General features: G+C 72.1%; 11 protein-coding genes. 6 read left to right on the forward strand and 5 right to left on the reverse strand.

The window, feature by feature from the left end:
- Positions 1 to 200 precede the first annotated feature (200 nt).
- Positions 201 to 2426, reverse strand: coding sequence for an NADP-dependent isocitrate dehydrogenase (locus tag ACSJJR_RS02095; RefSeq protein ID WP_435941871.1), 2226 nt, complete (start codon positions 2424 to 2426; stop codon positions 201 to 203).
- Positions 2427 to 2465: 39 nt separating this feature from the next.
- Positions 2466 to 2885: a DoxX family protein gene (locus ACSJJR_RS02100; RefSeq protein ID WP_435941872.1), complete on the reverse strand. Its 420-nt coding sequence runs from the start codon at positions 2883 to 2885 to the stop codon at positions 2466 to 2468.
- Positions 2886 to 3100: 215 nt separating this feature from the next.
- Between ACSJJR_RS02100 and ACSJJR_RS02105 the strand changes: the two genes are divergently transcribed.
- The 3 genes from ACSJJR_RS02105 (at position 3101) to ACSJJR_RS02115 (ending at position 4306) form a co-directional block, all read left to right on the forward strand.
- The gene (locus tag ACSJJR_RS02105) at positions 3101 to 3790 is read left to right on the forward strand and encodes a sigma-70 family RNA polymerase sigma factor (protein ID WP_435941873.1); all 690 of its coding nucleotides are present in this window, start codon (positions 3101 to 3103) and stop codon (positions 3788 to 3790) included.
- Positions 3790 to 4128: a mycothiol system anti-sigma-R factor gene (gene rsrA / locus ACSJJR_RS02110; RefSeq protein WP_435941874.1), complete on the forward strand. Its 339-nt coding sequence runs from the start codon at positions 3790 to 3792 to the stop codon at positions 4126 to 4128. The genes ACSJJR_RS02105 and rsrA overlap by 1 nt, the downstream gene beginning before the upstream one ends.
- A 103-nt stretch (positions 4129 to 4231) precedes the next feature.
- Positions 4232 to 4306, forward strand: coding sequence for a 50S ribosomal protein bL37 (locus ACSJJR_RS02115; protein WP_396121345.1), 75 nt, complete (start codon positions 4232 to 4234; stop codon positions 4304 to 4306).
- A 233-nt stretch (positions 4307 to 4539) separates the two neighbouring features.
- Here the strand turns inward: ACSJJR_RS02115 and ACSJJR_RS02120 are convergent, their stop codons facing one another.
- Positions 4540 to 6144: an ABC transporter permease gene (locus tag ACSJJR_RS02120; protein WP_435941875.1), complete on the reverse strand. Its 1605-nt coding sequence runs from the start codon at positions 6142 to 6144 to the stop codon at positions 4540 to 4542.
- The gene (locus tag ACSJJR_RS02125; protein ID WP_435941876.1) at positions 6141 to 7079 is read right to left on the reverse strand and encodes an ATP-binding cassette domain-containing protein; all 939 of its coding nucleotides are present in this window, start codon (positions 7077 to 7079) and stop codon (positions 6141 to 6143) included. The genes ACSJJR_RS02120 and ACSJJR_RS02125 overlap by 4 nt, the downstream gene beginning before the upstream one ends.
- Before the next feature lie 72 nt (positions 7080 to 7151).
- Between ACSJJR_RS02125 and ACSJJR_RS02130 the strand changes: the two genes are divergently transcribed.
- From ACSJJR_RS02130 to ACSJJR_RS02140, 3 genes are all read left to right on the forward strand, one after another.
- The gene (locus ACSJJR_RS02130; RefSeq protein WP_435941877.1) at positions 7152 to 7802 is read left to right on the forward strand and encodes a TetR/AcrR family transcriptional regulator; all 651 of its coding nucleotides are present in this window, start codon (positions 7152 to 7154) and stop codon (positions 7800 to 7802) included.
- Positions 7803 to 7828: 26 nt separating this feature from the next.
- Entirely contained in the window at positions 7829 to 8815 is a 987-nt protein-coding gene (locus ACSJJR_RS02135; RefSeq protein ID WP_435941878.1) for a LysR family transcriptional regulator, read from the forward strand.
- Positions 8816 to 9204: 389 nt separating this feature from the next.
- Positions 9205 to 9489, forward strand: a complete 285-nt coding sequence (locus tag ACSJJR_RS02140; protein WP_435941879.1) for a hypothetical protein — start codon at positions 9205 to 9207, stop codon at positions 9487 to 9489.
- A gap of 20 nt (positions 9490 to 9509) precedes the next feature.
- Here the strand turns inward: ACSJJR_RS02140 and ACSJJR_RS02145 are convergent, their stop codons facing one another.
- On the reverse strand, positions 9510 to 10100 hold the full coding sequence (locus tag ACSJJR_RS02145; protein WP_435941880.1) for a GDSL-type esterase/lipase family protein: 591 nt from the start codon (positions 10098 to 10100) through the stop codon (positions 9510 to 9512).
- Positions 10101 to 10328 lie beyond the last annotated feature (228 nt).

The following is a 10328-nucleotide window of genomic DNA, read 5'->3' on the forward strand; positions in this document are numbered from 1 at the left end:
GGTGGCAGGCGCTGCGCGTGGCCGGGGAACGCGGCCGGAGACACCCACCCGTCGTCGGCGGCGGCTTCGTGGCTCATGTTGGATCACCTGCGTGCGCTTGGACACCTGCGTGCGCGATTCAGGTGATCCAACGACATGCACGTGATCCAACGGTGCGGAGGTGATCCGACGGGCCCACGCTGCCCCACACAGCCCCCCGCTCAGAGGGCGTCGATGATGGCGTTGAAGGTCGCCGAGGGGCGCATGACCGCGTCCGTCAGCGCGTTGTCGGGCCGGTAGTAGCCGCCGATGTCCACCGGTGAGCCCTGGACGGCCACGAGCTCGGCCTGCACAGCCTCGTTCGCGCCCTCGAGCTGCGCCGCCACCGGGGCGAAACGCGCCGCCAGCCCGGCGTCCGCCGTCTGCCCCGCCAGCTCGCGCGCCCAGTACAGCGCCAGCCAGGCGTGCGAGCCGCGGTTGTCCACCGCTCCCAGGCGCCGCGCCGGGGAGCGGTCCTCCTCCAGCAGCGTCGTCGTCGCCGCGTCCAACGCCTCCGCGACCACGGCCGCCCGCGTGTTCCCACTGACCTCGGCGACGTGCCGCAGCGCCTCCGCCAGGGCCAGGAACTCGCCCAGGGAGTCCCAGCGCAGGTAGTTCTCCTCCAGCAGCTGGCGCACGTGCTTGGGGGCCGAGCCGCCCGCCCCCGTCTCGTACAGGCCTCCGCCGTTCATCAGCGGCACCACCGAGAGCATCTTGGCGCTCGTGCCCACCTCGAGGATCGGGAACAGGTCCGTGTTGTAGTCGCGCAGCACGTTGCCGGTCACGGAGATCGTGTCCTCGCCGCGGCGCGCCCGCTCCAGCGACAGGCGCGTGGCCGCCACCGGGTCCATGACGCGGATGTCCAGGCCCTCGGTGTCCTCCTCAGCCAGGTAGCGCTCGACGAGCCCTGCCAGGACCGCGTCATGACCGCGCTCGGGGTCCAGCCAGAACACGGCCGGGGCTCCGGTCGCGCGGGCGCGCACCACCGCCAGGTGCACCCAGTCGCGCACCGGGGCGTCCTGCGTGGTGCAGGCGCGCCAGATGTCACCCGCCTCGACCTCGTGCGACATCAGCACGGTGCCCGGCTCGACGCCCGCGCCCTCGGTGACGACCACCTCCACGGTGCCGGTCGCGGGCACGAGGAAGGTCTTGTCGTGCGAGCCGTACTCCTCGGCCTTGCGGGCCATGAGGCCGACGTTGGGCACCGTGCCCATCGTCGCCGGGTCAAGGGCGCCGTGGGTCTGGCAGTCCTCGATGACCGCCTGGTAGACGCCCGCGTAGGAGGAGTCGGGGATGACCGCCAGCGTGTCGCGCCGCGCCCCGTCCTTGTCCCACAGCGTGCCCCCACCGCGGATCATCGCCGGCATGGAGGCGTCGATGATGACGTCGCTGGGCACGTGCAGGTTCGTGATGCCGCGCTCGGAGTCGACCATGGAGATCGCCGGCCCGGCGGCGAGCTCGGCCTCGATCGAGGCCCGCACCTGCTCGCCCTCCTCCAGCGTCTCCAGCCCCGCCAGGACCGCCCCCAGGCCGTCGTCCGCGCGCAGGCCCGCCGCCGCCAGTACCTGGCCGTAACGGGCGAAGGTCTGCGGCAGGACGGCGCGCACGGCGTGGCCGAAGATGATGGGGTCGGAGACCTTCATCATCGTCGCCTTCAGGTGCACGGACAGCAGCACGTCCTCGGCCTTGGCGGCGGCGACCTGCTGGGTGAGGAAGGCGTCGAGCGCCGCCGCGCTCATGAAGGTCGCGTCCACGACCTCCCCCGCGGTGACGGCCAGCGTCTCGCGCAGCACCACCGGCGCGGCGCCGTCAGCGGGCAGGAGCCGGATCTGGAGCACACCGGCCTCGGGGACGACGACGCTGCGCTCGTTGTGGCGGAAGTCGTGCGAGGCCATGGTCGCCACGCGCGTGCGCGAGCGAGGGCCCCAGGTACCCATGGGGTGCGGGTGCGTGCGCGCGTAGGCCTTGACGGCGCGCGGGGCGCGACGGTCCGAGTTGCCCTCGCGCAGCACCGGGTTGACCGCGCTGCCCTTGACGGCGTCGTAGCGGGCGCGCACCTCGCGCTCGGCGGCGGTGGAGGGCTGGTCCGGGTAGTCGGGCACGTCCACGCCCTGGGCCTGCAGCTCGGCGATGGCCGTCTTGAGCTGGGGCACGGAGGCGGAGATGTTAGGCAGCTTGATGATCGTGGCGCGCGGCGAGGCGGTCAGGGCGCCCAGCGCGGCGAGGTCGTCCTCGGCCAGGTCGAAGGCCGCCATGACGCGCCCGGCCAGTGAGATGTCCGCCGTCGCCACGCTCACTCCAGCCGCCCCCAGGAAGCCCTCGACCACGGGCAGGAGGGAGTGGGTGGCCAGCATCGGCGCCTCGTCGGTCCAGGTGTAGATGACGTCGGCGTCGGACAGGCGGCTCATGTGCTGCTCCTTGAGGGGTGCGGGCGCTACGGTGCCAGCCTATCGGGTGGGGGTTAAGCCGCCTTGCCGGGTGAGGGCCATGAGGAGCAGCCCCGCCCCCAGCGCCGCGCCGCGGGTGAGGTGGGAGACGTGCCGCGCGCGCTCCTCGGCACCGTCCGCCACCCACACCGGGGCGTTGACGAGCGTGACGGGCGCATTGAGCCCGGCCAGCACAAGCGCGCAGGCCCGTGGTGCCGCGCCTGCCCCTAGGGCCAGGCCCGAGGCCAGGCTGACGGCCCCCATCGCCCGGCTGCCCAGGCGCAGCGCCGTCCCGGGCAGGGCAGGCAGGCCTGCCCGGGTGAGAGGGCCGCCCGCCCGCTGGACCCGGGCGGCGTGGACACCGGGCCGCAGGAGGGCGTCCACCCCGTCCACGACGAAGGGAGCGGCGAGCAGGACGCGGATGGCGGGCAGCAGGTTCATGGACCCATCCTGTCCCACGGCGCCCGGCTGGGCCTCGTGCGGCGGTGCCGGCACCGGGAACAAGGCCGCGGGCGCACGTGTTGGACCCCGTGATGACTGCACGCACCCTGGCAGCGGCCCGCGATCAGGCCGTGCCCCGACTGTTCCGCCCCGTGGGCCTCGCCGCGGCCGAGGAGGATCCTGCCCGCCCCCCGGGTGGACTAGGCTCGTGGGTGATGACCCACACCCCCACCAGCGAGCGGCTCGACGCGCTCGCCGTCGGACCTGGCGGCACCGAGGACGCTGACGACCTCGCGGGCACGGACCGCGCCCCCGCTGACGAGACTGAGGCCGAGCGCGCCGCCCGCTTCGAGGCCGACGCCCTTCCCTACCTCGACCAGCTCTACGGCGCGGCCCTGCGCATGACCCGTAACCAGGCCGACGCCGAGGACCTGGTCCAGGACGCCTACGCCAAGGCCTTCGCGGCCTTCCACCAGTACCGTCCGGGCACCAACCTCAAGGCCTGGCTGTACCGGATCCTCACCAACACCTTCATCAACTCCTACCGCAAGAAGCAGCGCGAGCCGCTGCAGTCGGACGCGGACACGGTCGAGGACTGGCAGCTGCACCGCGCCGCCTCGCACGACTCCGTAGGCCTTCCCAGCGCGGAGGTCCTCGCCCTGGACGACATGCCCGACGACGACATCAAGGCCGCCCTGGGTGAGCTGAGTGAGGAGCGCCGCCTGGCCGTCTACCTCGCCGACGTCGAGGGCTTCGCCTACAAGGAGATCGCCGAGATCATGGGCACCCCCATCGGCACGGTCATGAGCCGCCTGCACCGCGGGCGCCGTCAGCTGCGCGAGCTCCTGGCCGACCACGCCCGCCAGCTGGGCTACACCACCGACGACGACGGAGGCCGGGGCTGATGGGACAGGACGCTGCTCAGAACTGCTCCTGCACGGAGGCGCGCGCCCACCTGGAGGCCTTCCTCGACCACGAGTGCGACGGGGACCTGTCCACGCGCCTGGCGAGGCACGTGGCCACGTGCGAGCACTGCTCGCGCCTGGCCGACGCCGAGAACCACCTGCGTGAGATCCTGCGCTCGCGTTGCGCCGAGCAGGCTCCGCCCGAGCTGCGCGAGCGCGTCATCGGACGCTTGTCCGTCATGCGGGCGACGACGGTGACCTCCTCCACGACCGTCGTCAGCGACGGCACGACGACGGTGCGCAGCCAGACGGTGAGGGTCGTCCGCTCGCAGGCGTGACCCGCGCAACCTGGCGGCAGGTGGAATCGCTCGGGCCCGGTGTGCGAGGATGACGCCTGTTCAGCGCCCCGTCTGGGGCTGCCCAGACATTGAGGAGACCATGATGAGCAAGCGCGGTCGTAAGCGTCGCAGCCGTGCCAAGTCCGGTGCGAACCACGGCAAGCGTCCCAACGCCTGAGCCGGGTCCGCCCGACGGCGGCCGGTCAGGTCATCACTGACGAGCGCTGACCCGCCTACACGGACCAACACGGACGGCCGGTCACCCCACGGGGGTGGTCGGCCGTTTGGCGTCCAGGCGAGGGACGGCGGTGACCGGCTGCCGGGCCCGGGGTGCCGGCTGCGGCGGTGGCCGGTCGCCCGATACCGGGTGCCGGGGCACTCGGCACGGGGCCAGGACGAGGACGCGGCTGCTCACCCGGCGCACAGGTTGCGGCGGCCGAACACGGCGAGGGATAGCGCCAGCAGCACTGCCGTGGCCGCGCACTGCCCGGCCACCACCCTCAGGTCGGGATCGTCGACGGGCAGGCGACCGATCATGTGCGTCGGTGAGAGATCACGTGCCCACTCGGGCAGGCGCAGTGCCTCAGCCAGGAAGCCGACGACGGCCGTCCACGCCACCGGCACCCATCCGAGCACGTGCCAGCGGGGGCCGAGGGATGCCAGCAGCGCCTGCAGGGCGCCGATGAGCGCTGCGGCCGGCAGGTTGGCCCAGCCGACCTCCAGGGCTGAGCCGACCGGGACGGACCCGTCGGCCACTGCCCAAATGCTCACGGCCAGCACCGAGGCGGACAGGATGAGGACGCCGGCTGCGGACAGCAGCGTCGCGGCCCACCACCCCAGCCAGAGGCGTCGGCGCCCCAGCCGGGTAGACAGCAGCAGGCCCAGGCGGCCCGAGGACTCCTCGGCGGCCAGGTGCGTGGCGCCCTGCACCGCAACTGCGGTGCTGCCGACGACCATGATGATGGCCGCCAGCTGCACCACCAGGTCTGAGGCGTGCACGAGCCCCATGCTCGACAGTATCGTGGGGTTGGCGGCGATGACCTCGGTCATCTCCTGACTGAACAGCCCGATGAGCAGTGCCCACAGGCACACCAGCGTGAGACAGGTTCCCGTGACTGTGCGTTCCAGCCGCAGTGCCAGCACCCAGGTGACGGCGGTGCGTGCCGAGCCGCGCGCGGGACCGGGCCGTGGGGCGATGACACCCGCGCCCGCGTCGCGGCGCGCCGCCGCCACCGCGGCCACGCTTACGAGCGCCACGGCGGTGACGATGTAGGCCACCAGGGGCCACACCCGCGGCGAGCTGAAGGCGCGCACCTCCGGCAGCCATCCCAGCGGACTTGCCCATGCGGCGTCCCCCTCCACGGCGTCGATGACGAAGCGGGTGAGGTAGGCCGCGGTGACTGCTCCCAGGCCGAGCTGTTGGGCGGTGCGCGCCTGCTGGCACAGCTCACCCAGCAGGAGGCCGACGGCGGCGAAGAACAGGAGGCAGGCTCCGACACTGGCGGCGTACCAGGCTGAGCCGGCCACGGGTAGGCCGGTGAGCGTCATGGAGACGGTGAGTCCTGTGACGGTGGCGGCGCAGGTTACGGCAACCAGTACGGTGGCGGCGGCCAACGGGGACAGGCGTCCCACGCGCGATGCGGTGAGCAGCTCGGTGCGCCCCGCCTCCTCCTGGCGGCGGGTCAGTCCGATAGCCATCAGCACCCCGAGGACCGGGAAGAGGATCTGCCCCATGAACCCGACCTCGACGCCGGTGATCCCGCCGAGGGTCGTCAGCGCGTAGCCGCGGCCGTTGAAGGCGGTGGAGATGCCCGAGGCGCCTGCCGTCAGTGCGTACTGGGCTCGCTGGGCCGCCTGGGGGTAGAGCCCCTCGACGCCGACGGCGATCGCGGACACCAGGGCGATGCAGATGACGGTGACCAGTGCGGGGCCGTGCCAGGCAGTGCGCAGGCCCAGGAGCGTCATGCGCCCCAGGCCTGCGAGAGGGCGGCTGCGGTGTGAGGTGGACCGTGTCATCGTGGCTCACCGTCGCTGTTGTCGTCCTGCCGGGTGTACTGGTCCAGGAAGAGCTGTTCGAGGCTCGGCGGGTGCACGGACACGTGCCGTGGCTGGGCGGCCGCGACCGTGGAGAGCACGGCGGGCAGGGCGGAGGTCTCCGCCAGCAGGGTGGTGCGTCGGCCATGTGGCTCTGCCTGGGAGCGCAGGTGGCTGACGCCGTCGATCGTCTCCAGTGCGGTCAGTGCCGTGGAGGTGACGACGTCGACGGTGGTCGCGGCGCTGGCGCGCAGCTGGGTCAATGACCCGGTGAAGACGGCTCGTCCGTTGCGCACCACCGTGAGCCGGTCGCACAAGGTCTCGACCTCGGCCAGGATGTGGCTGGAGAGAAGGACGGAGGTTCCGGCGGCGGCACGCTCGGTGACGACGGTCTGGAAGACGGCCTCCATGAGGGGGTCGAGTCCGCTGGTGGGTTCGTCCAGGACGAGCAGCTCGACGTCGCAGGCCAGTGCCGCCACGAGTGCGACCTTCTGCCTGTTGCCCTTGGAGTAGGTACGCACGCGGCGGGAGGGGTCGAGCTCGAAGCGTTCGACGAGCTCGTCGCGGCGTGCCCGGCTCATCGAGCCGTGGAAGCCGCCGAGCAGGTCGATGCACTGACCGCCGGTGAGGTTGGGCCACAGCATGGTGTCGCCCGGTACGTAGGCGAGCCGGGCGTGGATGTCGACGGCGTGGTGCCAGCTGTCCTGGCCGAAGACCGTGGCTGTGCCGGAGCTGAGCCGGAGCTGGCCGAGCAGGGCGCGGATGGTGGTCGACTTGCCGGCGCCGTTGGGGCCCAGGAAACCGTGTACCTCGCCGGCGCGCACGGACAGATCCAGGCCGTCGAGGGCGGTGACGGGTCCGAAGCGCTTGACGAGTGAGCGGGCCTCAATGACAAAAGCTGATAGCGACTCGCACATGACGGTCACTGTACTTGTTAGGGTGAGGCTGTCAAGAGCTGATGACAACCTCCGACGCCCGAGGAGAGCCCCGTGCCCGACAGCCCCAGGCGCACCGCCGACGACGGCTCTGCGGGCGCCGCCCGCCCGCCCCGTCCGGGCCTGCGCGAGCGCAAGAAGGCGGCAACGATGCACCGCATCCAGGCCGCCGCCCTCGACCTGTTCGGGCAGCACGGCTTTGATGCGGTGAGCATCGAGCAGGTTGCCGATGCCGCCGAGGTCTCGCCGTCCACGGTCTACCGTTACTTCAGGACCAAGGAGGGACTCGTCGTCCATGACGAGTACGACGACCGCGTCCTTGAGCTGCTCGTCTACTACCTCCAGCGCGACGGTGACCTGGCTCATGTGCTCACCCGGGTGCTGGACGACCTGTGGGAGGACCACTTCGTCAAGGACGCCGGGCCCTCCTGGGAGCGCACCCGCTGGTGCTTCGAGCACCCCACGATCCAGGGCTCGATGTGGGTCCTGGTCAACGAGCAGGCGGAGAGTGTTGCCCGCGCTGTGAGCCAGTTGCGGCGGATGCCGTTGCTGCGGGCCAGGATTCTGGCCTCGGCGACCGTGTGGGGGATCGTGGCGGTCCTGCGCACCTGGCACGAGCAGGACGGGACGGGTGATCTGCGTGCGGACCTCGATCAGGTCGTCGACCTGCTGTCGCGCCTGGAAGGCACGCCGCCCGCGTCCTGAAACGTGCAGGTTCGTAGACTGCGCGTGTGAACGGCCGACTCAGCCTCGAGGGTCTGCGCTACGCCCAGGCGGTCGCCCGCACCGGCTCCTTCAGCGCGGCCGCCCGCGAGTACGACGTCACCCAGCCGGCGCTGTCCAACGCCATCCGTCGCCTGGAGGAGAGCCTCGGGGCACGGCTCTTCGAGCGCAGCACGCGCGGCGCCCGCCCCACGGTCCTCGGCGCGACCATCCTGCCGCGGATCGACGCCGCCCTGGCCGCGCTCGACACCGTCATCGCGGAGGCCCGGTCCTGGCGTTCGGCCGAGACCCGGCGGCCCGTGCGCGTGGGCGTGTCCCCGCTCATCAGCGCTGACGTCGTTGCCCGTGCCCACCGTGCCGTGGCGGGTCTGCCTGGTCGCGGCGAGGACTGCCTGGTCCTGCGCGAAGCCGATCTGTCCGAGCTGTGCTCGGCCCTCGACGACGACGAGGTCGACCTCATCATCGTCCCCGTGGTCCTTGAGCTCACCCGCTACCGTCGTCACGTCATTGGTCGCGAGCCGGTGGTGCTGGTCGAACCGGGGACAGGCGGGGCTGCGGACTCGCGGGTCCCGGTGGCTCCCGCGAGCCCGACGGGTCCCGCGAGCCCGGCGCAGGTGGGGGACGACGCTCTGGTGCCCACCCCGACCCCTGCGGTGTCCGCACGCATCGACGACGTCGCGAGCCGCACCCTGCTCCTGGTCCCTGACACGTGTGGGTTGACGACCTTCACCCGCGGCCTGCTCGCCGAGCGTGGACTGCCACTGCGCGCCTACTTGGGTGAGGCCGCCAGCTACCGGGTGCTCGAGGACTGGGCGGGGATGGGACTGGGCAGCGCGCTCCTTCCCCGCTCGAAAGTGACTCGCGCCGACTCACGCGTGCTGCCCGTCGTCGACGCCCACGGCGCGGCCGTGACCATCACCTACGAGGCGGCGTGGGACGGCACCTCGCCCATCGCGGGCGAGCTCGAGGCCCTGGCGGGTCTCCTCGCCGTCTGACCGCCGCGCTGCTCCCTGACCGCCGCGCCGACGCGGGCCCGTGGTGGGTGCCATCCCCGTTAGTGTCCACTGAGCGGACATGACCGGATGCGCGGGAGGGCAAGCCGGCGGCGAACCGCGGTACTGCGCCGATCGTCTCCTGCTTTGGGCCGTGGCGCCCGAGTCATGTCCGCTGCATGGTCACCATCCCCCGGTCACGTCACTCCGGGCCGTGGTAGAGGGCTCCGCTGGGGCCGACCTGGGCCAGCCGAGGCCGCCGAGGCATCGAGCCATCACCTCGAGTGATACCCGTATGAGCGAGGATCGTCTACCGCGCTGCCCCCTCCACTCCTACGGTGAGGCCAGTGGCGCGCCGTCGAAGGCCGCCACCCGACAGCGAAGGAGCCCTCATGGCCGCATACCTCCAGATCATCATGACCATCGACCCGGCCGACCGCCCCGCCGGGGCCAAGGTCTACTCCGACTACCTGCAGGAGTTCCTCGACACCGTCCCCGGTGCGAGGACCAAGGAGCTGCTCGTGCGCGACGAGGACGTCCAGGTCCTCCACGGCTTCGAGACCGCTGAGCAGGCCAACGCCTACCTGAGCAGCGAGCTGTTCACTACCAAGGTGGTCCCCGGCCTGACCCCGCTGTTCAAGGCCGACCCGGACATCCGCGTCTACAGCGTCGCCTGAGGCCGCGCGCCCGCGGCTGCTCAGTGCGTGGGCTGCCCGACGCCGAGCCACTCGTACCAGCCGCGGTGCAGCACCAGCCACGCGAGCAGGCCGTAGCCCGCCTGCCCCGGGTAGCGGCCGTCATGGCGCTGGACGTCGCTCGCCCACTGCTCGTGGTTGCGCAGCGACTCGAAGGTCTCCACGAAGGGGATGCCTCGCCGCGAGCACACCTCGCCCAGCGCGTGCGACAGCGCGGCCGTCGCGTCCGGATCGGCGTGCCACAGCGGGGGAGGGCCCACCACCAGGCAGCTGCGGTGCTCACTGGCGGCCTTGTCGAGGATGTTGGCCAGTGCCAGGCGGCTGCGCGCCGCCGAGACCCCGGCGAGGACGTCAGCCACCCCCACCCCGATGACGAGGCGGTTGGCCCCCGGGTGGACGGAGCGGCGTGCCACCTCCGGCCCCCAGCGCTCGGCGAGCTGGGCGGTTGTCTCACCGGGGACGGCGAGGGTGGTCGCGATCGCATCGAGGCCCCGGGTGCGGGCCATGACACGACCCGTCCACCCCAGCGCCCGGGCGTCCCCGTAGCCCGCGACGAGCTCGTCGCCGACGAAGTGGATCCGTGTCTCCTCCACGTGCGCCTCCCTGTGCCCGGACGTGCTCACACCTGCTGCGGTGACGCTACCGCGTCACGGCCGCCTCGTGCGCCCGCCGGGCCGAGAACCGCGGCACCGGCGCCCCGTCCAGGGGTGCCGGTGCCGCCCTCACCCCCAGGCCTTCCTCTCTTTCGCTCCAAGCGTTACCTGCGGGACAAAAACCGATGCCCCTTCCCCCCTTTCTGGGGTCTTTTTCCCCCCTCGACC

The organism is Actinomyces sp. W5033, from assembly GCF_051303165.1.

What these genes read in the sequence shown, in the direction of transcription:
- ACSJJR_RS02100 (WP_435941872.1), bottom strand. Translation starts at nt 2,885, where the DNA reads ATGAACCTGCTGCCCGCCATCCGCGTCCTGCTCGCCGCTCCCTTCGTC.
- ACSJJR_RS02105 (WP_435941873.1), top strand. Translation starts at nt 3,101, where the DNA reads ATGACCCACACCCCCACCAGCGAGCGGCTCGACGCGCTCGCCGTCGGA.
- ACSJJR_RS02120 (WP_435941875.1), bottom strand. Translation starts at nt 6,144, where the DNA reads ATGACACGGTCCACCTCACACCGCAGCCGCCCTCTCGCAGGCCTGGGG.
- ACSJJR_RS02095 (WP_435941871.1), bottom strand. Translation starts at nt 2,426, where the DNA reads ATGAGCCGCCTGTCCGACGCCGACGTCATCTACACCTGGACCGACGAG.
- rsrA (WP_435941874.1), top strand. Translation starts at nt 3,790, where the DNA reads ATGGGACAGGACGCTGCTCAGAACTGCTCCTGCACGGAGGCGCGCGCC.
- ACSJJR_RS02140 (WP_435941879.1), top strand. Translation starts at nt 9,205, where the DNA reads ATGGCCGCATACCTCCAGATCATCATGACCATCGACCCGGCCGACCGC.
- ACSJJR_RS02125 (WP_435941876.1), bottom strand. Translation starts at nt 7,079, where the DNA reads ATGTGCGAGTCGCTATCAGCTTTTGTCATTGAGGCCCGCTCACTCGTC.